Annotated in this window: 22 protein-coding genes; 9 read left to right on the plus strand and 13 right to left on the minus strand. The window is 71.0% G+C overall.

From position 1 onward, the window contains the following. The 4 genes from ACFKCF_RS44420 to ACFKCF_RS44435 form a co-directional block, all read right to left on the minus strand. A partial coding sequence (locus ACFKCF_RS44420; protein ID WP_394501407.1) for an AAA family ATPase occupies window positions 1–1,214 on the minus strand: 1,214 nt, incomplete at its 3' end. A gap of 5 nt (window positions 1,215–1,219) precedes the next feature. Then, window positions 1,220–1,942: a maleylpyruvate isomerase family mycothiol-dependent enzyme gene (locus ACFKCF_RS44425; protein ID WP_394501522.1), complete on the minus strand. Its 723-nt coding sequence runs from the start codon at window positions 1,940–1,942 to the stop codon at window positions 1,220–1,222. Between the two features lie 26 nt (window positions 1,943–1,968). Next, window positions 1,969–2,703: a FadR/GntR family transcriptional regulator gene (locus ACFKCF_RS44430; RefSeq protein ID WP_394501408.1), complete on the minus strand. Its 735-nt coding sequence runs from the start codon at window positions 2,701–2,703 to the stop codon at window positions 1,969–1,971. Between the two features lie 250 nt (window positions 2,704–2,953). Further along, window positions 2,954–3,559 carry an aminotransferase class V-fold PLP-dependent enzyme gene (locus ACFKCF_RS44435; protein ID WP_394501409.1) on the minus strand — a complete coding sequence of 202 codons (606 nt, stop codon included), beginning with the start codon at window positions 3,557–3,559 and terminating at the stop codon, window positions 2,954–2,956. 476 nt (window positions 3,560–4,035) lie between these two features. Between ACFKCF_RS44435 and ACFKCF_RS44440 the strand changes: the two genes are divergently transcribed. The 6 genes from ACFKCF_RS44440 (at window position 4,036) to ACFKCF_RS44465 (ending at window position 10,144) form a co-directional block, all read left to right on the plus strand. After that, the gene (locus ACFKCF_RS44440; protein ID WP_394501410.1) at window positions 4,036–5,052 is read left to right on the plus strand and encodes a homoserine dehydrogenase; all 1,017 of its coding nucleotides are present in this window, start codon (window positions 4,036–4,038) and stop codon (window positions 5,050–5,052) included. Window positions 5,053–5,115: 63 nt separating this feature from the next. After that, window positions 5,116–5,766, plus strand: coding sequence for a LysE family translocator (locus ACFKCF_RS44445; protein WP_394501411.1), 651 nt, complete (start codon window positions 5,116–5,118; stop codon window positions 5,764–5,766). A 109-nt stretch (window positions 5,767–5,875) separates the two neighbouring features. Then, window positions 5,876–6,211 carry a hypothetical protein gene (locus tag ACFKCF_RS44450; protein ID WP_394501413.1) on the plus strand — a complete coding sequence of 112 codons (336 nt, stop codon included), beginning with the start codon at window positions 5,876–5,878 and terminating at the stop codon, window positions 6,209–6,211. A 39-nt stretch (window positions 6,212–6,250) separates the two neighbouring features. Continuing rightward, a complete protein-coding gene (gene secD / locus ACFKCF_RS44455; RefSeq protein ID WP_394501414.1) occupies window positions 6,251–8,461 on the plus strand; it encodes a protein translocase subunit SecD in 2,211 nt (736 codons plus the stop codon). Between the two features lie 52 nt (window positions 8,462–8,513). Beyond that, window positions 8,514–8,840: a hypothetical protein gene (locus ACFKCF_RS44460; RefSeq protein ID WP_394501415.1), complete on the plus strand. Its 327-nt coding sequence runs from the start codon at window positions 8,514–8,516 to the stop codon at window positions 8,838–8,840. A gap of 83 nt (window positions 8,841–8,923) precedes the next feature. Continuing rightward, window positions 8,924–10,144 (plus strand): MalY/PatB family protein, encoded by a 1,221-nt coding sequence (locus tag ACFKCF_RS44465; protein ID WP_394501416.1) that lies wholly within the window; start codon window positions 8,924–8,926, stop codon window positions 10,142–10,144. Window positions 10,145–10,159: 15 nt separating this feature from the next. On the opposite strand, the gene ACFKCF_RS44470 is transcribed toward ACFKCF_RS44465, so the two are convergent. The 4 genes from ACFKCF_RS44470 to ACFKCF_RS44485 form a co-directional block, all read right to left on the minus strand. Beyond that, a complete protein-coding gene (locus tag ACFKCF_RS44470) occupies window positions 10,160–12,253 on the minus strand; it encodes a SpoIIE family protein phosphatase (protein ID WP_394501417.1) in 2,094 nt (697 codons plus the stop codon). Window positions 12,254–12,480: 227 nt separating this feature from the next. Beyond that, window positions 12,481–13,095, minus strand: coding sequence for a TetR/AcrR family transcriptional regulator (locus tag ACFKCF_RS44475; RefSeq protein ID WP_394501418.1), 615 nt, complete (start codon window positions 13,093–13,095; stop codon window positions 12,481–12,483). A 109-nt stretch (window positions 13,096–13,204) separates the two neighbouring features. Further along, complete coding sequence (locus ACFKCF_RS44480) at window positions 13,205–14,608, minus strand: arabinose isomerase (RefSeq protein WP_394501419.1); 1,404 nt, start codon at window positions 14,606–14,608, stop codon at window positions 13,205–13,207. 88 nt (window positions 14,609–14,696) lie between these two features. Beyond that, entirely contained in the window at window positions 14,697–15,512 is an 816-nt protein-coding gene (locus ACFKCF_RS44485) for an alpha/beta hydrolase family protein (RefSeq protein ID WP_394501420.1), read from the minus strand. Window positions 15,513–15,593: 81 nt separating this feature from the next. Between ACFKCF_RS44485 and ACFKCF_RS44490 the strand changes: the two genes are divergently transcribed. After that, window positions 15,594–16,187, plus strand: a complete 594-nt coding sequence (locus ACFKCF_RS44490; protein WP_394501421.1) for a TetR/AcrR family transcriptional regulator — start codon at window positions 15,594–15,596, stop codon at window positions 16,185–16,187. 43 nt (window positions 16,188–16,230) lie between these two features. On the opposite strand, the gene ACFKCF_RS44495 is transcribed toward ACFKCF_RS44490, so the two are convergent. The 5 genes from ACFKCF_RS44495 to ACFKCF_RS44515 form a co-directional block, all read right to left on the minus strand. Then, complete coding sequence (locus tag ACFKCF_RS44495) at window positions 16,231–17,709, minus strand: S8 family serine peptidase (RefSeq protein WP_394501422.1); 1,479 nt, start codon at window positions 17,707–17,709, stop codon at window positions 16,231–16,233. A 37-nt stretch (window positions 17,710–17,746) separates the two neighbouring features. After that, entirely contained in the window at window positions 17,747–17,995 is a 249-nt protein-coding gene (locus ACFKCF_RS44500) for a hypothetical protein (protein WP_394501423.1), read from the minus strand. A gap of 73 nt (window positions 17,996–18,068) precedes the next feature. Further along, window positions 18,069–19,364, minus strand: a complete 1,296-nt coding sequence (locus ACFKCF_RS44505; RefSeq protein ID WP_394501424.1) for a xylan 1,4-beta-xylosidase — start codon at window positions 19,362–19,364, stop codon at window positions 18,069–18,071. A gap of 300 nt (window positions 19,365–19,664) precedes the next feature. Then, a complete protein-coding gene (locus ACFKCF_RS44510) occupies window positions 19,665–20,528 on the minus strand; it encodes a hypothetical protein (protein ID WP_394501425.1) in 864 nt (287 codons plus the stop codon). After that, entirely contained in the window at window positions 20,525–21,085 is a 561-nt protein-coding gene (locus tag ACFKCF_RS44515; RefSeq protein ID WP_394501426.1) for an RNA polymerase sigma factor, read from the minus strand. Before ACFKCF_RS44515 ends, ACFKCF_RS44510 begins: the two co-directional genes overlap by 4 nt. A 129-nt stretch (window positions 21,086–21,214) precedes the next feature. Here ACFKCF_RS44515 and ACFKCF_RS44520 point away from each other — a divergent pair, with 129 nt between their 5' ends. Beyond that, the gene (locus ACFKCF_RS44520) at window positions 21,215–22,261 is read left to right on the plus strand and encodes a sporulation protein (RefSeq protein ID WP_394501427.1); all 1,047 of its coding nucleotides are present in this window, start codon (window positions 21,215–21,217) and stop codon (window positions 22,259–22,261) included. A 179-nt stretch (window positions 22,262–22,440) separates the two neighbouring features. After that, on the plus strand, window positions 22,441–23,415 hold the full coding sequence (locus tag ACFKCF_RS44525) for an ArsR/SmtB family transcription factor (protein ID WP_394501428.1): 975 nt from the start codon (window positions 22,441–22,443) through the stop codon (window positions 23,413–23,415). Window positions 23,416–23,443 lie beyond the last annotated feature (28 nt).

Below are 23,443 nucleotides of genomic sequence, written 5' to 3' on the forward strand. Positions count from 1 at the left end.
GGGGTGAGCCGGGCGGCCCGCTCCAGGGCCGCGCCGGCCGCCGCGTGGCCGGCGCGTTCACGGGCGCGGCCGGCGGCCTGTTCGAGCGCGGCGGCGATCGGCTCGTCGCGGCCGGTCACGGCGGCGGCCAGGTGCCAGGCGCGGCGGTCGGCGTCCTGCTCCTCGTCCAGCACCTCGGCCAGGGCGCGGTGCACGGCCAGGCGCTCGTCGTAGGCCGCCCGCCGCGCCGCCGCGGCCCGCATCAGCGGGTGTCCGAACGACAGCCGCCCGCCCGCGGTCGACAGGAACCCGGCGCGTTCGGCCGGGCCCAGGGCGGCGGTACCGGCCCCCAGCTTCGCGGCCGCGCGCAGGACGACGTCGAGATCCCCGGCGTCGTCCAGGGCGGCGACCAGCAGCATCGTCTGGCTGTCCGGCGGCAGGACCGCGATCCGCGCCTCGTAGGCCTCCTGGATCCGGCGCGGCAACGGCAGCGGTTCCTGCGCGTGGTGCGGCGAATCGGGCATCCGGGGCAGCTCGATCAGGGCGAGGGGGTTCCCGCCGCTCTCGGCGAGGATCCGCTCCCGCACGGCGGGGCCCAGGCCGGGCGCCTGCTCGCGCAGCAGGGCGTCGGCGGCCTGCCGGTCGAGGCCTTCGAGCCGCAACTCGGGCACCCCGGGCGCGGGGAAGGCGTCCCTGGCCGCGAACAGCAGGGCGATCCCCTCCGAGTGCAGCCGCCGGGCCGCGAACAGCAGTGCCTCGGCCGACGGCCGGTCCATCCACTGGGCGTCGTCGACCAGGCAGAGCAGCGGGCCGTCCTCGGCCAGCTCGGTGAGCAGCGACAGGGCGGCCAGGCCGATGAGGAAGCGGTCCTGCGGGGCGGCGGCCAGGCCGAACGCGCCCTCCAGCGCCCTGGCCTGCGGCTCGGGAAGCCGGCCGATCCGGTCGAGGGCCGGGCGCAGCAGCAGGTGCAGCGCCGCGAACGGCAGCTCGGCCTCGGTCTCGATACCGGTGCCACGAAGTTGTCGCATGCCCGGCGAGGACCGGGCGGCGTGGTCGAGGAGCGCGGACTTGCCGATGCCGGGCTCGCCCCGCAGGATCAGGCTCCCGCTCCGGCCACCCCTGGCCTGCGCGATCAGCGCCTCGATCGCCGCTTGTTCTCGCTCTCGCCCCCGTTGCGCGGGCGAGTGACCGCGTGAGGGGTCAACGCGCGCAGAGCTGGTACGGAATGCGTCCAAGGTGTTCAGTCCGCTGGGTCAGGGGGCCAAGGGCCCAGTTCCGGCAACTCGGAGGCGGTGGTGCGCAGGTGGGCGTCAAGGCGGCGGCCGGCCATCCAGGCCGCGAGGTCGCGCACTGCTCCAGAGACCTCGACTGTTGCTCCAGATCCGAGGACGTTGTGGACGTCATGGTCGGTGGCCCGCAAGATCAGCCGGGTGCCGGCCGGGGCCCTGGCGGCCAGGAAATCCAGCGCGTGCAGGGCGAACCGCAGCGACCAGTCGCGTGGCCTGTAGCCGGCTGCGAGGTCGACGGCGTGGATCTCCGCTTCTCTCCACCGTGCCAGTGCGGTGTCCAGCACGGTGGCGTTGCGGAAGCGCACCGGGCGGGACCAGTCTTCCGGCGTCAGCAGGCTCCAGGCTTCTTCCAGGGCTTGCTGGGCATGCTCGAGTTCCTCCCGGAGTTGGGCCAACGGGCTGGAGGCGCCCTGGTCGATGGACAGATCACGCATCGTCTGGCCGCCGTCGTACATGTCGACGAGCCGGCCACGCAGCGCGTGGCGCGCTTGGCGGTCAAAGGCGCGCGCATTGTCCGCGAGGTGCTTCAGAACATGGCTTCGTGTCCACCCGGGTAGGGCCGAGTCCATGCTCGCCGTTCTGTCATCCAGGCCGTCGAGCAATTTCAGCAGCCGGGCATGCGAGCGGGAGATAATTTGTAGCAACTCGTAAGGATCTGTTTGCATGTTGACCATCACAGCCGCACCGGGTGGGCGCCCGGTCAGCGAACGCTTGATTCCAGCAATTTCTCGATTGTGACGAGCCCCGCAGAGATGTGTCGGCGCGTGAGTTCTTCGGCTCGTGCGGCGTCCCGGGCGGCTATCGCCCGCGCCAAATCTCGATGCTCTGCGGAGAAGTCCTGAACGACCGCGGGAAGCCCTTCCCATTCAAGATGAATGAACATCGTGTCGGCCCACAGGAAGAAGTCGGTCCGCAGCCGTTCGATCGTCTCGACGAGCACCGAATTTCCGGACGCCTGGGCTATCGTCAGGTGAAACCGGGAGTCCAGCAGCCGGTAGTGGCGCATGCTCGCCGCTTGTTCTTCGACCAGAGCGTTGATCTCAGCGTGGTTCTCGCGGCTGCCGCGTGCGGCGCAGAGGGCTGCCGCCAGCGGTTCGACGGCCAGCCGGACTTCCATGTTGTCGGCGACCATCGCGACGAGTCTTTTGCCTGCCGAATCCGCCGGCCCTTTTCGGGGAGGAGCGTCCTGGGCCACCACTGTGCCGCCGGAACGTCCGCGGCTGGTGATCAGCAGGCCTTCGTCGTTCAACGTCCGAACGGCCGCGCGTAGCGTCATCCGTGCGACACCGAGCGACTGGGCCAGTTCGCGCTCGGGAGGCAGCCGTTGACCGGGCTGGATCGCACCGACCGCGACAGCGCGCCGCAAGACGTCCGCGACAGCTTCGCTGGCGGTCAGATTGGCTACGGGAGTGAAGGTCGGCTCCGGCAAGGACACATCCGCATTGTATGGGGCCGATGTCGTCGACCGCGCACCAGACAAACGCGTCCGCTACGGCGGGCACACAGAAACGCGGATCGACTGCCAGGCCGGGAAATCGGCGTTTCACATACACTGCAGTCGCCCTTCGGCGGCAGGGCCGGACGGCGCATGAGATCCATCTCGCAGAATATGCTGGAGTTCGGCCAGGAATCGGTCGACATCCTGTTCGGTGTTGTAATGAACGATTCCGGCCCGCAGCAGACCTTCATCGACGTCGTGCGCTGCCGAGGGCGGTCCCACCGCCGCCCAGGGACGCCAGATATACGACCGCGCCGATGAAGCCGGCGATCGCCTCGTGAGACAGCGTTCCCGTTTCGAAGCGGTGGCCCGGCGGTTGCTCGCCGGCCGGCCGCACCCGCTCGGCCGGCAGGGCTTCGGCCGGCTCCGGCCGCATCCACGCCATGCCCAGGTGCGGGCCGAAGAGCTTGTAGGGGGAGCAGAGCAGAACGTCGGCCCCGATGCGCTCGACGTTCATGCGTCGGTGTGGCGCGAAGGCGACCGCGTCCACCCATGCCAACGCTCCCACGCTGTGCGCGAGTTCGGCGATCCGCGGTGCGTCCGTGAGCGTGCCTACGGCGTTCGAGGCCAAGTAGAACGCCACCACCCGCGTCCGGTCGTTGAGCTTGGACCGTAGATCGTCCATGTCCAGCGTGAGTTCGTCCGTCAGGCGGACCTGGCGCACCACGAGGCCGCGGTCTTCGGCCAGGAGTCGCCAGGGGGACACGTTGGCCTCGTGATCGAGGGAAGTCGTGACGATCTCGTCCCCGGGCTTGAGCGTCCGGCCCAGGGCGCGAGACAGGTTGAAGTTCAAGGTGGCTCGGGGACTTGAGTCCCTCCAGGACCGTCCAGGAAGGCCACCGCGCGGCCGTCTCGTGAGGTTCTGCTCAACGCCGGGAACTGCGATCTCAACGCCGCTACATCCAGGTCTTCATTCACTGTGCGTCTCCTGGGGGGAAGGCCGTCGCCGTGGGGGTGGCGCGCGCCTCTGACATCGTCTCGGTTAATGGGCTTAAGTTTGGCCCAAATTATCGACGAGCCGCATACTCGTCAACCTCGCACGGCGACCTGCTGACCGAGGCAGTTTCACTCTCGTGATCGGCGGACAGGCCCTGGAGGTATCAGCTGGCGGCGCGACCGAAGCTTCCGGTGGGCCGAAGACATAGGTCGGGACCTGCGCGGGAGGTTCACTGTTGACCTTGTTCGGGAGGGGTTCTACTCTATGGGCCTGCAAGTAGACCTTTTATATTCTGATGGGGCCTTGAGCGCATGGGGGAGAGGCGGGCGGCCGTGGTCGGCCTGGGCTTGGTGGGATTCGGCGCGGTCGGCACAGCACTCGCCCGACTCGTCCTCCAGGAGTCGGCGAGGATTCGCCGTCAACACGGCATCGATCTTCGCGTCACCGGGGTGACGACGCGCAGGTTCGGAAGCGCGGTGGCGGAATCGGGTCTCAACCTCGAAGACCTCCTCGATCGGGCCGACCGAGGGATTCCTCAGGGACCCGCCGCGACCTCGCCCGCCTGGTTCGCCTCGACGTGCCCCGCGGACATCATCGTCGAGACGATGCCGCTCGAACCTTTCACGGGCGCGGCCGCGATCGAGGTCACCGAAGCGGCCTTGGCCGGCGGCCGTAGCGTGGTGAGCGCGAACAAGGGTCCTGTGGCACATGCCTTGAGCCGGCTACGCGCCATCGCGCGACAGCATGGAGTCTGCTACCGCTTCGAGTCCGCCGTCGCCGATGGCCTGCCGGTGTTCAATCTCATCGAGCGGACGCTGCCGGCAGCCGGCATCACGGAGATCTCCGGACTCCTGAACTCGACCTCCAACATCGTGCTCGATGCCCTGTCTGCCGGTTCGAGCTTGCAAGACGCCGTGTCGCTTGCGCACTCCATGGAGATCACCGAAGCGGACCCCTCCTGTGACCTGGACGGATGGGACACGGCGGTGAAGCTTGCCGCTCTGTGCGCCGCAGTATGGGACGCCCCGCTGAAGCTGGATCAGATCGAGATCGAACCGGTGAACGAAGACGCCCGCTCCCGTGCGGTCGCGGCGCACACCACAGGACGGCGCCTCGTCAGCATGGGCTCGGTGCGCCTGATCGACGGGGCCCCCTCCGGCGCTCGGGTCAGCCTCACCGAGGTGGGTCCGACAAGCCCGTTCTATTCCCTGTCGGGCACCAGCTTGGGCCTGCACATCACCTCGCGGCTGCTGTGCCCGATCTCGGTGTCCTCTCATGCGCCGACCGTGCGGGACACGGCTTACGGACTGCTGTCCGATGTCCTCACCATCGGTTCCCGTCGTGAATGACCTCGTCCTGGTGCCACGCCCGGGCATCGCGCGCCCCTCGACAGAAGGACTCGTATCTTCGCCATGGACATCGTCGCCTCTCTTCCCACGTTCATCGTCGCCGTCGTGCTGATCTCGGCGTCACCGGGCCCGGCGATGGCACTGATCCTGCGCCGTGCGGCGTTGCGGGGGCTGGCCGGCGCCGTGCCGACTGTTTTGGGGCTGGAGGCCGGCCTTTATGTGTGGGCGTTGTGCGCCGGCGCCGGGCTGGCCGCCCTGGTGGCCGCCTCAGAGGTCGCCTACATCGTCCTTCGCGCGGTCGGCGCGGCCTTCTTGCTGTATCTCGGGGTGAAGTCCTGGCGGGCCGCCTGGCGCAGCCGCAAGGAAGGGCCGGCGCAGGAAGCCGGCCCAGAGGTGCCGGCCGCCTCGGCGCGGACCTGGTGGAAGGCCTTCGGGGAAGGGGCGCTGGTGATGCTGGCCAACCCCAAGGCCGCCGCGTTCATGATCGCGTTCTATCCGCAGTTCGTGCCCGCCGACCAGCCGCTGCTGGCCACGACCGCGCTGCTGGCGCTGCTCCAGGTGGCGGTCGAGATCGTCTTCTATCTCGGGCTGGCCGCAGTGGTCGGGTGGGCCGGCGCGTGGTTTCGCCGACCGGCCATCCGCCGCCGGCTGGACGCCGTCAGCGGGACCGTCCTGGTCGCCCTCGGCCTGCGGATGGCCGTCGAGAGCCGCTGAAGAGGCAGGCCGGCCGCACCAGGAGCCCCAGCACGCCGGGCGAGGACACCCGTACCCCCGGGGAGGCCTTTCCTGGGCTAGGTTGAGGCTTCGAGGAGGAGGAGGCGACATGCGCACCAGGCTGCCTGCCGCGTTGCTCCTTCTCCTGTCGTGGTTCCTGCCGGCCTCCGCTCAGGCCCAGGTCGCCCCGCACGTCGTGGCGGTGCACGCGACCGTCCAGGAGCATCCGGGGCTCCAGCGTGAGCCGTACCGGGAGGCCGTGGGTCAGGCCCGCAACGGCCTGCTCGGCACCGCCCCGCCCGCTGGGCCGGCCGTGCTGCCGTCGGTCCTGCCGCGGCCCCGGCGGGGCTGGGTGGCCGTGGTCGCGGGCCCGGCCGCCGACGTCCCCACCGACCGCCGGCCGGCGGCGGCCCCCGCGCGGGGGCCGCCCTCCACAGGGTGCTGAAGATCCCCTTTTCGCACATCTGAGCCTGTGGAGGCTTTCATGTTCCGTGCGCCTGTTTGGCGTGCGGTGACGGCCCTTGCCGTCATCGCGATCTCCTCGATCCTGGCCCTCGTCAGCGCGCCGCGCCTGGGCCTGGATCTGCGCGGTGGCACCCAGCTCGTCTTCGAGACGAGAGACTCGCCCACCGTCAAGGCCGACTCGGCCGCCACCGACCGCGCCCTCGACGTGCTCCGCCAGCGGGCGGACGCGCTCGGTGTGGTCGATCCCACCCTGGTCCGCTCCGGCGAGCGGCGGATCATCGTCGAGCTGCCCGGCGTGCTCGACCCGCGGCAGGCGGCCGAGGTCATCGGCCGTACCGCGCAGCTCGCCTTCCACCCCGTCCTGGGCGACGAGGGCGGCGTACGCGACGAGAACGGCGGGCGGTTGCGGCTCGGGCCCGCCGCCATCACCGGCGAGGGCATCGCCGACGCCGTCGAGCAGAGCGACCCCCAACGTGGCCCCGGCTGGTGGGTGAGCATCGACTTCCGCGACGCGGGCGCCTGGCAGCGGATGAGCGGCGCGGCGGCGTGCGAGCCGGTGGGCGATCCCAAGCGCCGGATCGCGATCGTGCTCGACGACGAGGTCATCTCCTCGCCGCCGCTCGACCCGTCGATCCCGTGCCGTACCGGCATCCCCGGCGGGAGCGCTGACATCACGGGCTCGTTCGCCCACGGCGAGGCCCGCGACCTGGCCGTGCTGATCAAGGGTGGCGCGCTGCCCGTGCCGCTCACCATCGTCGAGCAGCGCACGGTCGGCCCGACGCTCGGCGCGGCGGCCATCGAGGCGAGCGCCAAGGCGGCGGTCGCCGGGCTGGCCCTGACGGCCGCCTTCATCGTCGCGGTCTACCGGATGTCCGGGCTGCTCTCTACGCTCGCGCTCGCCTGCTACGGCCTGATCTCGTACGCGGCGCTGGTGGCGATGGGAGCGACGTTCACGCTGCCGGGGCTGGCCGGGTTCGTGCTGGCCATCGGCATGGCCATCGACGCCAACGTGCTGGTCTTCGAACGGGCCAGGGAGGAGTACGACCAGGGACGCGGCCGCGGGCTGAAGGTCGCCCTGGACCGGGGGTTCAGGAACGCCTGGAGCGCCATCGCCGACTCCAACGTCACGACCCTGATCGCCGCGGGCCTGCTGTTCTGGCTGGCCTCGGGGCCGGTCAAGGGCTTCGGCGTGACGCTGGCCGTGGGCGTGCTGGCCTCGCTGGTCTCGGCCATGCTGATCACCCGCGTGCTCGCCCACGCCGTCATCGGCCGGGTCGGGCCGCGGCTGTCGGGCCTGGGCTCGCCGGGAGCCGTACGGACCTGGCTGACGCGCAGGAACCCCCAGCTCATGAAGGCCAGGAGGCTGTGGCTGGCCGTCGCGGGCACGCTGGTGGCGGCGGCCGTGGCCGGGCTGCTGGCCCGCGGGCTGAACTTCGGCGTGGAGTTCACCGGCGGGCGGCTCGTCGAGTTCGCCACCGCGAAGCCGCTGTCGGCCGACGCGGCGGGGCAGGCCGTCTCGCGGGCCGGGTTCCCCTCGGCGGTCGTGCAGACGAGCGGCGACGGTGTCACCGTACGCGCCGGGCGGCTCGGCCTGGACGACGTGGCCAGGATCGAGCAGGAGCTGGAGCGGCAGGCGGGGGAGGTGACCAAGCGGAGCGAGGAGTTCGTCGGCCCGAGCCTGGGCCAGGAGCTGCGCCGCAACGCCCTCGTCGCGCTCGGCGTGGCCGTGTCCATGCAGCTGGCCTACCTGGCGGTCAGGTTCAGGTGGACGTTCGGCGCGGCGGCGGTGCTGGCGCTGCTGGTGGACGTGACCGTGGTGGTGGGCATGTTCGCGTGGCTCGGCAAGCCGGTCGACGGGATCTTCCTGGCCGCGATGCTGACGATCGTCGGCTACTCGGTCAACGACAAGGTCGTGGTCTTCGACCGGGTACGCGAGCTCTGGTCGCCCCGCCGCCCGTTCGCCACGGCCGTGAACGCGGCCATCCTGCAGACCATGCCGCGCACGGTCAACACCGGCCTCGGCGCGCTGTTCATCCTGCTGGCGCTCATGGCCTTCGGCGGGGACTCCCTGCGGGACTTCGCGCTGGCGCTGGTGACCGGGATCGTGACGGGCACGCTGTCGTCAGCCTTCGTGGCCGGGCCGCTGGCCGTCTGGCTGGCCCGGTTCGACCGGAAGCCGCCCCCGGGGCCGCCCGTCAAGCGCCGGCGCGTCACGGGGGCCGTGGTTTAAGTCCTTATTTGGGGACTTGAAAGTCCTCGCATGGGGATATAACGTGATCCGCATGTATGCGATAGTCAGGCACTACAGCGCGGACGCGAGCGCGATCGCCGAGATGGTGAAGCACGTGGACCGGGAGTTCGCCGACCGCGTCCCCGAACAGGTGGGATCGGTCCTCTACACCGCCGTCGACACCGGCGGCGGGACCGTGATGACGATCACGATGTTCGGGGACGCGGAGGCGGCCTCCCGCGCCGAGAGCGCGGTGGTCGGGGTCCAGGAGAGCCTCGGGGCCCGGTTCGGGGTGCGGGAGACCGCCGTCGAGCGCGGCGAGGTGATGGTCAGCCGCGCCACGCCGTCCGTCGTCGGACGGATCAGCTTCGAACCGTGACGAGGGCGTCCGGGTGCCCCACGGCGTCGCAACCGCGGCGGACGTGAAAGCGTACCTGGATGCATGACCAGCATGATGATCGGATGAAGAGAGCCTCGGAGGCCCGGCGGGCCGATCCTCTCGTACAGCTGTCGCTCGAACAGCTGCGCGAGCGCACGAGCATGAAGTGGCGCGCCCATCCCGCTGACGTGCTCCCGCTCTGGGTGGCGGAGATGGACGTGCCGCTCGCTCCTCCCGTCGCCGAAGCGCTGCACAGAGCGATCGACCTCGGCGACACCGGGTACCCGTACGGGACCGCCTATGCCGAGGCTCTCGCGGAGTTCGCTCGCGAGCGATGGCGGTGGGACGGCGTGCGCGTCGAGCGCACAGCCGTCGTGCCCGACGTCATGATGGGCATCGTCGAGGTCCTCCGCCTGATCACCGACCCCGGCGACGCGGTCGTCGTGTGCTCGCCGGTCTACCCGCCCTTCTACGCGTTCGTCACGCACGACGCCAGGAAGATCGTCGAAGCGAGGCTCGGCCCGGACCTGCGGGTCGACCTCGACACCCTGGAAGAGGCATTCGTACGCGCGCGGAGCCAAGGCCGTCGCGCCGCGTTCCTCATGAGCAACCCGCACAACCCGACCGGCGTCGTCCACACCCGTGAAGAGTTGCGGGCGATCGCCCGGCTCGCCGGAGAGCACGGCGTCCGGGTGATAGCCGATGAGATCCACGCCCCGCTCGTGCTGCCCGGAGCCACCTTCATCCCGTTCCTCAGCATCGAAGGATCCGAGAACGGCTTCGCGCTGACCTCCGCGTCCAAGGCCTGGAACCTCGCCGGTCTCAAAGCCGCCCTGGTCATCGCGGGCCCCGGCGCCGCTGACGACCTTCGGCGGATGCCCGAGGAAGTCGGCCATGGCCCCAGCCATCTGGGCGTCATCGCGCACACCGCGGCATTCCGTAAGGGCGGAGCCTGGCTCGACGAGCTGATAGTCGGACTCGACGCGAATCGCACCCTTCTGGGGCAACTGATCGCGGAACACCTCCCTGAGGCGCACTATCGGCCGCCCGAGGGCACCTATCTCGCCTGGCTCGACTGCACCTGGCTCGGCCTGCACGATGACCGGCAGGGCGACGAGCTCGGCGTCGTCAGCGACGTCGCCGGACCGGCGAAAATGTTCCTCGACCGCGCCCGCGTCGCCCTGAGCTCGGGGCACGTGTTCGGCTCCGGCGGGGCCGGCTGCGTGCGCGCCAACTTCGCCACCTCGCCGGACGTCCTGCGCCAGGCGCTGTCCAGGATGGGGCGCGCGGTGCGCGAGCCCTGACAGCCGGCCGGCGCCTCACGTCCTGCAGAGGAGCACCGCGATGTCGTCCATGCGCTGCTCGGCCGTGGCCTGCTTGATGAGCGACTCGGCCAGGTCGTGCAGGGGCTGGCCGGACGAGGGCATGAAGCGCTCGGCCAGGTCGTCGATGGCCTCGCCGATGCTGAGCCCCGGCTCCTCGATGAGGCCGTCGGTGTAGAGGGCCAGCACGGAGCCGGGCGGCATCGGCACCTCCGTGGTGGCGTACTCGGCGTCGGGGTCCACGCCGAGCAGCAGCCCGGGGGAGGAGTCGATGGCCTCGGTACGCCAGCCGGGCCGGCCGAACAGCGGCGGCAGGTGCCCCGCGCTGGCCAGGCAGGCGATGCGCTTGCGCAGGTCGATGTTGACGTACAGGCAGCTGGTGAACCGGTCGGGGGACAGCTCGCTGAGCAGCCGGTTGGTGCGCGCGAGCACCTCGCCCGGGCTGGCCCCGGAGGTGGCGTGGGCGTGGATGGCGGTGCGCACCTGGCCCATGAGGGCGGCCGCGGTCACGTCGTGGCCCTGCACGTCGCCGATGACCGCCGCGGCCATGGTGTCGCTGAGGCGGATGAGGTCGTAGAAGTCGCCGCCGATGTCCATGCCCGGGGTGGCGGGCAGGTAGTGGGCGGCCAGTTCGAGGCCCGGGATCTCGGGCAGCCTGCGCGGCAGCAGGCTCTTCTGCAGGCACTGGGCGAGCTGGTGCTTGACGTCGTAGAGCCGGGCCCGCTCGTACGCCTGCGCGATCAGCCCCGCGAGCGCCGTCAGGGTGGCCCGCTCGTTGGTGCAGAACTGGTGCGGCCGGTCGTAGGCGAGCACGCACGTGCCGATCGGATGGCCCGAGATGACCAGCGGCAGGAAGGCCCAGGCGGACAAGTCGTCCGAGCGGATGGCGCCCGGATACGCCTTGCGCAGTTCGTCCCACGTGGAGAAGAACGACGGCTGGCCGGCGTCGAAGGAGTGGTTGGCCGGGTCCGGCGGGATCACGGGACGTCCGTCGAAATCCTGGATGGCCTGCGGGCTGTAGCCCCGCGAGGCGTCCACGCGCAGCCGGCCGCCCTTCGAGGTCAGGATGGCCAGGGCCTGGACGTTGTAGACGGGCATGACGTGGTCGGCCACCAGGTCGACCACCTCCTGCGCGGTCACCGCCCGCGAGAGCTTGGTCGCCAGGTGCAGGATCTCGTGCAGCGCGACGTTCGGTGACGACCGCTCGGCGCCGGCCATCAGGTGGCCCGGGCCGCGGGCGCCGACGGCCGGCGTGATGCGCACGGTGATCCCGGACAGGCCGGGGAAGAACCGGAACGACAGCTGCCGCCCGGCGGGGTTGCGCGCCGTGAAGTGGGTGACCTGGCGGCCGACGACCGCGGCGCGGTAGGCGTCCTCGTACGCGGGGTTGTTCACCCACGGCAGCGCCTCGCCCAGGCGTTTGCCGAGCAGCTCGGACGCGGAGCTGAACAGCAGGTCGGCGGCGGGGGCGCTCACGAGTATCACGCGCCCGTTGACGTCCAGCGAGCCGTAACCCTCGGGCAGCCGGTTCAGGCAGTCGAGCGCGACCAGGTCGGGCCGCGGGTCGGCCTTGCGCTTCGGGTCCAGCACGCGGGGCCGCGGCCCCGGCCTGATCGGCTGGCCCTGCTCGGCGGCCTCCTGGAGCACTTCGGCCATCTGGGCGCTGATGTCCTCGATCCGGTCGAGCTGGCGCTGGGTCAGCCGGGTCACCCGTCCCGCCGGCCACAGCAGCACGAATCCGCCCCAGATGGTGCCGTCGGAGATGAGAGGGTGTGCCGCGGCCGCGAAGTCGTACGGCACGGAGAGCGCCGCCGACGGGAACTCGCGTGCCAGGCCCTCCCTGTCGGGAACCCAGACCAGCCGCTGCTCGCCCACCGACGTGGCGATCGGCGCGCGGTCGTTGGTCCTGACCCTGGCCCACGCCTTGGCGATCATGGGGGGAAGCCCGAGCTGGCTGTCCATTTTCAGGACGTCGCCGTTCTCGTCCAGGAGATAGAGGTTGCCTATGTGCGCCCGTGTGCTGACGACGGCTTCGACCAGCAGCTCGTCCAGGAGGGACGAACCAGTCGCCAGGGCGCCGTTTCCCTGCACCGCCTCAGCCCGTCTCGCTCACGACGTGCGAGCGCCCGAATTGTCTGAAACCTCGCATATGGGCAGGATACACGCACGTATGTAGCAGATTGCTTACGGTGCGCTAGGGCGTAGATCTAGCGGAGGGGCGCTCGGGAAGATCTCGCTTGACGTGTTTGCGAAATGTTCGTCATGAACCGGCCCTGCCGTTCGGAGATTCTTGAAGGCCTCTCCGCCGGGAACGATGATCACTCGGACAGCTTGAGCGCCCGGTCGAGCAGCTGGTGCATGTGCGCGCGGAAGCGCCGCAGCGTACGCGGATCGTCGCCGTTGCGGCGCCTCCCGGTCCCGTCGAGCACCCCGCTCAGCGTGAACCCGTGAATGCACCAGATCATCGTGTACGTGGTGAAGTGCGCGTCGGCGTCCGCGAGCTTGGCGAGCGCCTCGATGCTGTCGATGGCGCGCTGGGCCAGCGGCTGGGCGTTGAGCGGCTCCAGGTCGATGTCGCTGGCGTCGGACAGCCAGCGGTGCATCCACAGCGCGGGCACCTCCGGATGGTCGGCGCACAGGTCGATGTACCTGTCGACGAACCGGTGCAGCGCCTCCGGCCGCCGTTCGGGCGAGGCGTCCCGCAGCTCGTCGGCCCTGGCCGCGATGACCTCCGCCAGCACCCGGTGGGCCTCCTCCATGACCGTGAGATAGAGCCCCCGTTTGGTGGGGAAATGCGCGCTGAGGGCCGCCGTGTCCAGCCCCGCGGCCTCCGCGATCTGCTCGGTGGAGGTGCCGTCGTAGCCGAGCGCGGCGAACAGCCGGGTCGCCGTCCGCAGGATCAACTCCCGCCGGCCGCCTTCTGGAGAGCCCATGCACGCGACCCTAGATCGGCAGCGGCATGCAGCTCGTTAATTGATCGACAAGCGGAGGTAAAAGTACCCCTCCGAACGCCCCTGCCGAGCCGGCAGGGGCGTTCAGGGGTCACACCTGGATGTAGTCCGTTTCCATCAGGTGGGCCAGGGCCTTGAGCTCGGCGCCGCGGTGGCCGGTGCCGAGGGCCCAGTGGTGGGACATGCCGGTGGCGCTCCAGTCGTCGGTCCACTCGCCGGGGTCGCGGCCGAAGTCCACGCGGGACGTCGTGTTCCCGATCTGCAGGTGCGGACCGTCCACGGTCTCGCCCTCCGAGGCCACCAGGGCGAAGCGGCCGTCGCGGCGCTGGATGATCCCGAACGCCGTCACCGGCCCGTGCTTGACGTCGAACTCCACGGAAACGCCCCACCCCCGCTTCCCGTGGTAGACGCCGAGCCCGCGCAGGAGCGGCCTGCGGGCGCTGATGGCCAGGTGGGCGGGACCGTCGTGGCCCATCTCGACGTGGCCCCGGTGGAAGTCCAGCGCCTGGAGCTCGGTGAACGACCCGCCCGCGCCCAGCCGGTCCATGATCAGCATGGCCAGGCTGGTGCGCAGCTCGTACTCGCCGGCCGCCGGGATGCCGCGCGCGGTGAGCAGGGACGCGCCCAGGATCATCCCGGCCCCGAGCCGCTCGTGCGTCTCCCCGTCCAGACCGCGGTGGTAGTAGGCCAGGCTGTCCAGCGAGAAGTCCTCCACCAGCCGGTCCAGGCCGACGGAGACGCGGCAGGCCCACTCGAGGTCGACGGCGTTGACGCTGTCGGCCAGCTCGAAGATCTTCTCGGTCTCGGCGCGCTTGGCGGCGACCTCGGCGTCGGTGACCTTCTCCACGCGTACCCGCAGGTCGTCGAACTCCAGCACCTCGACGTGCCCGCCGAAGTTCGCCGAGACGAGTGTGAGGTCGGTGGAGACGTCCAGCATGCCGGGATAGAGGTGCCCCATCAGGCCGTGGCGGCCGTGCCGCAGGGCCGCGCGGGCCCCGGCGGCCCGCACCCAGCTGGTGATGCGGGCCCAGGCGCGCTCGTCCTCCAGGTAACCCGACACCGAGCGGAACGGGATGCCGCACCGCTGGAAGGCGTTGGCCATCTCGGGCAGCGGGCAGGCGCCGCAGTAGGCGAGCCACTGGCCGGTGTCGAACGTGGCGTGGTCCATCGACTCGGTCGGCTGCAGGTTGATCAGCAGCACGGGCGCACCGCTGCGCTGCGCGATGGGCACGAGCATGGTGGCCGTCATGTACGTGGTGAGGAACCCGACGATGAGGTCGCAGTCCGCGGCCCGCAACTTCTCGGCCGCGACAGCGCCCTCCTGGGCGTCGGAGATGAACCCGACGTCCACGATCTCCGCGTCCAGCTCCCGCATCCGTTCGGAGACCCGGTCGGCCGATCGCTGGAGCTGGGGGAGGAGGTCGGGGAACTGCGGCCAATATGCGCCCAGCCCGCCGGCGACCAGTCCGACACGGGTCTTCGTCTTGCTTGCCACGGTGATGCCCTCCTGAGGGGTGAAGGGGGGATGCCGGCGGAGTTTCGGACAAAAGTATAGATCTTTTCCGAAACCTCACCAGAGGGCATCAGGGGTGGAGCGTGCGGTTCAGGAAGTCCACGACCGTGTGGGCCAGGGTCAGCCGGTGGTCGGACAGGGCGTGGTCGGTGGGGAACAGGTGGTGCTCCAGCCGCGGCACCGGATATGCCTCGTAGGCCCGGACCAGCGGGTGGTGGTGGGTCTCCGCGGGCGTGACGGGGTCGCGCCCCGTCCCGATGAGCAGCACGGGCCGGTCGGCCAGGCGGGGGGCGAGCGAGGCCAGGCTCCACTCCTGGGCATTGGCCTCCATCTCGGCCACCAGCGCCGCGCCGCTGGTGTCCCGCAGCGGCAGCAGCTCGCCCTCGAAATCCCGTACGTACGCCGCCCGCACCGCCGGATCCGCGAGGCACGCCGCGGCGGACGGGCCCACGTCGAAGCCCGCCACCGAGGCGACCGCGCGTACCGCCGGATCGGCGGCGGCCGTCATCAGAGCCGCGAACCCGCCCATGCTGTGCCCCACCACGCCGAGCCGCGCCGGGTCCAGCCGGGAGTCGGCGCGTACCGCCTTCACCACGCGGGCCGCGTCCTCCAGCACGTGCCGCCACGAGTAGGACCCGCCCACGCCCCAGGAGCCCCGGTAGTGGAACACCAGCGCCGCGTAGCCGGCCCGGCGCAGCGCCTGGGCCAGGTCGAAGTTGCGCTCGTTGCCCGGGAAGCCGTGCGGCAGCACCACGATCGGATGGGGTCCGGGCCCGGCCGGGAGGTGCAGGACGCCGAGCAGCCGGTGTCCGCCGCTCTCGAACGTGACCGCGGGCGTGCTGGCCGGCGGCGCGAGGGTGGCGGGAGGGTCGTACACGTCGGTCACGCGGGTCTCCGTCCGTCATCGAACCGGTCGTTTCGATGTGAACTTAGCAGAGACTTGGAACCGGCCGGTACTATCTGACGCATGCCCGTACCCAAAGGCGCGTCCCTCGACCCCGTCCAGACCCGGGCCACCATCCTGCGCGCCGCCACCGGCCTGCTGTACGAGCGCGGCCTCGACGGCATCGGCGTGGCCGAGCTGTGCGCGACCGTCGGCGCCTCCAAGGAGACGCTCTACCGGCACTTCGGCTCCAAGGACGGGCTGGTCCGGGCGGTGCTCGAGGCCCGCAGCGACCACGTCGTAGGCTGGCTGCGCGAGGCGGCGCAGGCGGCGGGCGACGACCCGGCCGGCCAGCTCGCCGCGGTCTTCGACGCGCTCGCCGGCTGGTACGCCGAGCCCGCCTTCCGCGGCTGCGCGATCGTCAACGCCTCCACGCAGTGGCACGACGGCGTCCCGCGCACCGTCGCCGCCCGGCACCTCGACCGCCACCTCGACCTGCTGACCGGCATCGCCCGCCGGGCCGGCGCCCGGCAGCCGGAGGTCCTGGGCAGGCAGCTGCTGATGCTGGTCGAGGGGGCCACCGTGCTCGCCGACCACCACGGCATGCGCGACGCCGCCGCCACGGCCAAGCAGGCGGCCCTCGCCCTGCTGCGCAGGCAGGGCGAGGGCACGGCCTGAAATCCGCCGGCGCGGCCTGAATCTGCCGGCGCGGCGGCTCCCGTCAGCGCGGCGGCGGGAGGGTGTGCAGGTTGCGCGGCGTGACCGAGCGGGCCAGCCGGTACGCGGCCTCCGCGTTCACGAGCCCGGACCCGGTCGGCCCGTCGTAACCGTCGGTGGCCACCTCGCCCATCGCGCTCTTGCCGTCGACCACGTCCCGCGCCGACGCCTTGAGCACGGCCTTGACGAGGGCCGGCGACAGCCCCGGCTGCGCCTGCTTGAGCAGCGCGCACACCCCGGCGACCTGCGGCGAGGCCGCGCTGGTGCCGCTGATCACGGCCCAGCCGTCGTCCTTGCCCGTGCCGTCCTTGTTCGGGTAGCCGGGCCCCGCCAGGCTCGTGTCGATCTCGTCGCCCGGCTCGACGGGCAGCATGATGTAGACGGCGCGCGGCTGCTTGCCCACCAGCCCGCACACGTCGGGCACGTGCCGGCCGGCGTAGATGAGGCTGTCGAAGCTGCTGGCGTAGTCGGAGGCCTCCATCCTGAACTCGCCGTTGGCCATCGTCTCGTCCACGAAGACGCCGCCGACCGCGATGACGTCCGGCATCATCGCCGGGAAGGCGACGTGGCCGTTGCCCGCCGAGAAGCAGACGACGATGCCGCGCTCGCGTACCGCCTCGATGACCGCCAGCTCCAGCGGGCGCAGCGCGTTCGGCAGGGAGGTCACGTTGGGCAGGTGGAAGCCCCAGCTGTTGGTCATGACTGCCGGCGACAGGTCGGAGGCCGTCTTGAAGGCGAGCGTGGGGTTGGCGCCCATCTTGACGCCGACGAAGTCGATGTCGCGGGCACTGGCGAAGATGTTCGCGGCCTCGGCGGTGCCGTGCCCGTACTCGTCGTGCTGCACCGCGGTGGCGTCGGGAGCGAGCGTGGCGTTGTAGTTGTAGCCGTGGTGGTCGTAGAAGGGGTGCCGGAAGAAGCCCGTGTCGGGCATCGCGACCAGCACGCCGCGGCCCGTCACCCCGCGGTCGTGCACCTGGTGCGCGCGCAGGAGGAGCGCCACGTCGTCGGGCACCCGCAGGTGGTGGTAGCCGACGCGGGGCGGGATGGGGGAGGCCCCGAAGAAGCGCGGCGGGGCCTGCGGGTAGGCCCGCTCGATGTACGGCTCCAGGTCCGGCGGGATCGAGAACGGCTCACCGCTCACGTGCGACAGATAGGACACCTGGGCGCCGGTCGCGGAGGTCACGTCCGGCGGCCGGCCGGTCAGTTCGGCCTGGCGCACCTCGACGTGGGTGCCGAACGTGCTCTCCCACAGCGATCGCGGTCCCTCGCCGCTGATGGAGTACGTGCCGACGTGCCGTACCGTGAAGCCCTTGGCCTGCAGCGCGTTCGCGGTGCGCTCGGCGAGACCGGGGGCCGGCTTGAGCTGGTCGAGGCTCGCGGCCTGCGCCGCCGAGGATTCGGCGAACATCGAGGCGCCGCTCTCCGGCCGCAGGGCCGCTTCGAAGTAGACGGTGTCCTCACGTCGCTCGGTCATCGTGGTCATGTCGCTCCTTTGCGAGATGAGACCGGTGGACGGGTCGTCAGAGGGCGTGGAAGTCGGGCGGCTCCACCCGGTGCACGGCGACCACGTCTCCGCTCAGCTCGGCGGGCACCGCCGGCTGAGGCAGGCCGAACACCCGCTCCCACACGTCCCTGGGCGCGCTGACGCTGATCGTCGTCCCGATGTGGAGCACCTTGAGGCCGAGGCGCGCCAGAGCGGCTGCCGCCTGGCGCTGCCGGCCAGGCGCCGCTTCGACCTCGGCCGAGACGATGTCACCCGCAGCGGCCATGCCCTCAGGCTCCGCCCGCGGGGCACGCCGCGACACAGGGGACGGCCCAGGGATTACCCTGGGGTTGCGACCCTCAGCGGCCGGTCCACTTGATCTCGTACGCCTTGAGCGCGTACTCCTTGCCGTCCACGGTCGTGGTCACGGCGGAGTCGGCGGTGTTGACCAGCAGCAGCTGCTGCGGCTGCGCCAGCACCCTGACCTTGGCGTCCGACGAGGCGACCTGCTCCAGCTCGGCCCCGGCGGGGAACCACTTGACGAAGTTCGCCAGCAGCCGGCCGGTGTCCGTCTCGGCGCCGCTGCGCGGGTCCCACAGGCACGGCCGGCAGTCGCGGTCCTTGGTCTGCGGGTTCCAGTACAGGGCCGTGGCGGCGCCGCTGCGCGCGAACTCGATCATCGAGGCGGCCTGCACCGCGAGCCGCTTGTTCTCGGGCCAGGTGGTGCCGTCCTCGGGCACGAAGTACCACTCCGACCACCAGACCGGCAGGTCGCCGACCTTGTCCCGCAGCCACTTGGTGACCGCGCCGAACTTCGCCAGCGCCCCGAACTCGTCGGGCAGCAGCTCGTGCGCGTCCGTGGGCGAGGCGCCGTCGACCACGACGAAGTCGGCGCCCTTCTTGTTCTCGAACCAGTAGTTGAAGGCGTCCAGGACGTTCTGGTTGACGACCCCCCAGTCGCCGCGCAGCTCGGAGTCGCCGCGCTCGTTGCTGTCGAAGCCGAGGTACGGGCCGCCGACCTTGGCGTCGGGCCGGGCCTGCTTCACCGCGGCGTACACCTTGTTGTACAGCTCGGTGTAGCCCTTGTAGTCCGCGGGCTTGGAGTGGTCGCGCCAGAAGCCCTTGAACTCGTTCCAGACCATGAAGTACTTGACGTCCTTGTACCTCGTGGCCACGGCCGCCGCCAGCTTGGCGAAGTCGTCGAAGTGCTCGGGGTAGGGGGCGTCCTCCAGGTGCTCGGCCCAGGCCGACTCCTCGGTGGGGCCCTTGGGGCCGCCCTTCATCCAGTCGGGGGCGCAGCAGAGCGTGACGACGGGGACGCCGCCGGACTCCCTCATCAGGTTGATCCGGCTGTCGAGGTCCTCCCAGAAGTACTGCCCCGGGTAGGGCTCGGGGTTGAGCGCCCCGAACCCCATGATGTGCTGGTTCTGCAGCATCGGGGTCTGCGAGAGCCGCCCGGCGACGTCGCGTTCGAACTGCGGGGTGATGTTGTTGGCGCTGACGCCCGTATGGGTGAAGCCCCAGCGCGGCCAGCCGTCGTCCACCTTCGGCGGCGCCTCGGGCGCCGCCTGGGACGTGGCGGGGGACTGCTGCTGCTCCTGCTGGGCGCCCGTGGTCCCCTGCTCCGCGGGCCCGGCGAAGGAACAGCTGGTCATGGCCAGTGCCATGACGGCCGCTAAGACGCTCGTTCGGCCGAGCCTCCGCACGATCGATCCCCCGCTAGTCGATGCCACCCGGTTCTCACCTGATCCTCGCCACTGGTATACCGTCTGTAGCGTTCCACGGGTGGCCTAAAAGGGGCACATCGGGAGCGGGGTTCACAGCTAATCGTTATCCAGGAAAGACGCGCGTGGTCCCGCGCCACTCCGCGACCGTGGGTCAGCGAGCGCGCCGGTCAGCTCGACCAGCAGGAGGCGGGCGGGCGACCGGAGTGTGACATCGCATCAGAAATCGCATCAGAATCCGGGCGGCGGGGTGGCTGACGGGCCCGGCACCACGTGCAGGACGATCACGCCGTCGTTGTAGGTGTCCGCCCTCGCCACCTGCCAGCCTGGATCGATACGGGAGACGGGCACGTCCTCCTCGACCCGCCAGCCCTGGTCGCCGTTCCGCAGCGGCCAGTCGAGGGCGTAGGACACCTTCAGATGGTGCTCGCGCACGACGCGGGCCGCCTCGGCCGCCGAGCGTCCCTGGAGGTTCACCCCGGCCAGCGCCTCGCCCGGCCAATCGGCGTCGGCGGGGAAGGCGTACTTCTCCCCGGGTTTCGCCGGGCGGCCCAGCCTGACCTCGGCGGGCCCCTCGATGTCCGCGGTGACGCTGAAGGCCGTGATGCAGTCTTCGACCCGCTCGGGGCAGCTGTCCCCGGTGAACGTGGCTTTCGCGTCGGGGTCGGACTTCTCGAATCCGAAGACCGAGCCCGGCTGCCGCGGCGAGACGGGGATCAGCTTCACCGTGAGGTTGTCCAGGCCGACCTTGTGGAAGGCCTTTTTCAGCTCGGCGGGATCGGGGTCGCCTTCGGTGAAGTAGAAGGCGTACTCGTCGCCTACGCGGTCGATCGTCACGGCCTGGCTTGCGTACACCCGCTCGGACGTGCCGAACAGGGACGGCCCGACGACGATGGCCCCCGCCAGGGCGGCGGCCACGGCCAGGCCGAGCAGGGCACGGCGAGGAGCGGGCATGAGGCGGCGGCGCCGGGCCGGCGCGGGCTCCAGCGAGACGATCCGCGCCAGCAGCGCGTCCGCCCCCGCGGTGGACGCCCGGCCGGTCAGGTCCTCGTCCAGCACCCTCGCCCGGTTCCTGAAGATCTGGTCGTTGTTCACCGTGCCTCCTTCTCGACGAGCGGTTGCGATGCGGAACGGGCCGACGGCCGGGCCTGCTCCAGTGCCCTGGCGAAGCGTTTGCGGGCCCGGTGCAGGCGGATGCGGGCGGCGTTGCGGGAGCAGCCCAGCACCTGGGCGATCTCGCCGGGGTCGAGCCCCTCCCACAGGGCCAGGGCGAGCAGTTCGCGATCGGCGTCGGAGAGCGTGCTCATGGCCTCGTCCACGCCGGCGTGCTCGCTCTGGTGCTCGTTCTGGTGGGAGGTGGCGGCGTAGAGGTGTTCGATCTCGTCCGTGAGCTCGGTGTGCCGGGTGAGGCGGCGCCGCTCGCCGCGGCGATGGTTGGCCAGGACCCGCCGGGCCACGCCGTACAGCCATAACCTGCCGGCGTCGCCGTCCGGGAGTTCGGCGATCCGCCGCCAGGCGATCACATAGGTCTCGGCCACGACGTCGGCGGCGTCCTCCGGAGAGGAGCATCGCCGTACGGCGTATCCGAGGATCTTCTCATGAGTTCGCCGGTAGATCGCCTCGAACCGGGACCGGTCATCTTCTTCATTCACGCGTCATCCTCGTCTGTGGGTCTCACTCCCAACGTGTCCGCAGACGACGGCAGAATTTCAGCCCCCACCGACGCTCCGGGGTGAAGCGCGGCAAAGTGTTCCGGGACGCCGGGCGGTGGAACTCCGGGGATGGCGTTGATCGTTGTGGCCAGCGGCAGGCAACCCAACCCGATCTTCGACAGGGAGAACAGAGCCGTGGTCTTCAAACGGATGCTGGGAGCGTTCGGCGTCGGCGCGCCCTCGGTGGACACCGTGCTGTCCACCCCGCGGACCCAGCCGGGCGGCACGCTGCGAGGGGAGGTACGGCTCAAGGGCGGCGACTTCGACGCCGAGATCGAGCACATCACCCTCGGCCTGGTGGCGAGGGTCGAGATCGAGCACGGCGACGGCGAGCACAGCGGGCTGGGCGAGTTCGCCACCTCCCGGGTCTCCGGGCCGTTCACGCTGCGCAAGGGAGAGGACCGCGTCGTCGGGTTCGAGCTGCCGGTGCCGTGGGAGGCGCCGATCAGCGAGATCGGGGGGCAGCCGCTGACCGGGATGGCGGTCGGCGTGCGTACGGAGCTGGCCATCGCCAAGGCCGTCGACAAGGGCGACCTCGACATGATCGCGATCGAGCCGCTGCCGTCGCAGCTGCGCATCCTGGAGGCGTTCCTGGGGCTCGGGTTCGGGTTCAGGTCGGCCGACCTGGAGGCGGGTCACCTGTACGGGGTGCACCAGCAACTGCCGTTCTACCAGGAGATCGAGTTCTACCCGACCGGCCACTACGCCGGCCAGGTGGGCGAGGTCGAGGTGACGTTCGTGGCCGACCCCGCCGGGCTCGAGGTGGTGCTTGAGGCGGACAAGCGCACCGGCCGCTTCTCCTCGAGCGACGCCATCGGCCGCTTCCACGTCAGCCACGACGACGCGCTGCGTACCGACTGGGCGGGGGAGCTGGGCCGCTGGCTGGACGGCCTGTCCCACTACGGGCCGGCCCACCACGGCGGGCACTTCGCCCCGCACCACCGCGGACACCACGACCCGCACCACCACGGCGGGCACTACGACGAGCACCGCGGCGGTCCGGGCTGGGGCACGGTGGCCGCCGCCGGTGCCGCGGGCGTCGTGGGTGGCCTCGTGGCGGGCGAGATCGTCGAGGAGATCTTCGAGGGGGACGACGAGGAGGGCGGCGACTGGTGACCCGTTAGCGCGGCTCCTGCGGCGACCGGCGCTCCCGATCGCCGCAGGCCGCGCCGGGTCCCCGAGGTGGGCCATAACCGTGCAACCAGGCTGTAAGTGGGACGAAACCACCGGCAATAGGTTGGAGATCGTTACCCGATCGATTCCGATCTGAAGGAGCCGACGTAATCAGCACCACTATGTGGAGCGAACTGCGCATCAACTCCGCGCCGCAGCTGTCCATCTCGATCTCGCCTCACCTGACCGCCCTCGCCATGATCGCCGACGCCCTCGCGGGCCGCCGCCGAGGTCTTCCGGAGCTCTGGCGAAAGGCGATCAGCTCGCGGGTCGGCCCGCAGGGGCACCAGGCGGTACGCCCGCTCGCCGCCCCCGGCTACTCGGTGGTCCCCGACAGCATCGTGCCGCGTACCCCCATCGGCGGGGACATCTCCGTGCAGGCGCAGATCGGCGCCCTGCGCGATCTCTCGCCCGACAACCTGATCAAGGACCTGGAGCAGGCGTTCGGCCAGGGGCCGCTGCCCGCGCACTGGCGCTCGGCGGCCGAGCGGCCCGCCCGCTGGCTGGACGGCTACGCCGCCGCCCTCGGCGCCGTCTGGAGCACCACCGAGCCCGTGTGGAGGCGGGCCCGCGCGCTGCTGGACAGAGAGGTCCGGCGGGTGGGCGTCGCCGCCGTCCGCGGCGGACCCGAGCTGCTGCTCGGCGCCCTCAACAGCCGCATCATGTACGGCGAGCGCGGGCTGCTCATCGCCGACGTGGAGTCGAGCACGTTCGAGCTGGGTGACCGGAAGATCGTCCTGGTGCCGATGCTGGCGGGCAAGGACGCGGTCATCGTCAGCCTGGACCACGACGAGGCCGTCTGGATCGCGTACCCGGTGCCCGGAGCGGAGACGCTGTGGCACCGGCCCGTCGCCCCGGCGTTCGACGACTTGTCGGCGCTGGTCGGGCCGGTGCGCGCGGACCTGCTCGTCGCGATCGGCCGGCCCATGACCATGAGCATGCTGGCTGCCGGCATGCAGGTCTCGCCCAGCAGCATCACGTACCACTGCGACCGGTTGAGCGCCGCCCAGCTGATCACCAGGGAGCGGCGCGGACGCGAGGTGTGGATCGCCCGCACGCAGCGCGCGGAGGAACTGCTGGAGGTCTTCCGCCGCTGAGCCGGGGGCGAGCCGGGTCATCCGCCCG

The sequence above is a fragment of the Nonomuraea sp. JJY05 genome, from assembly GCF_043496855.1.
Taxonomy (GTDB): domain Bacteria; phylum Actinomycetota; class Actinomycetes; order Streptosporangiales; family Streptosporangiaceae; genus Nonomuraea.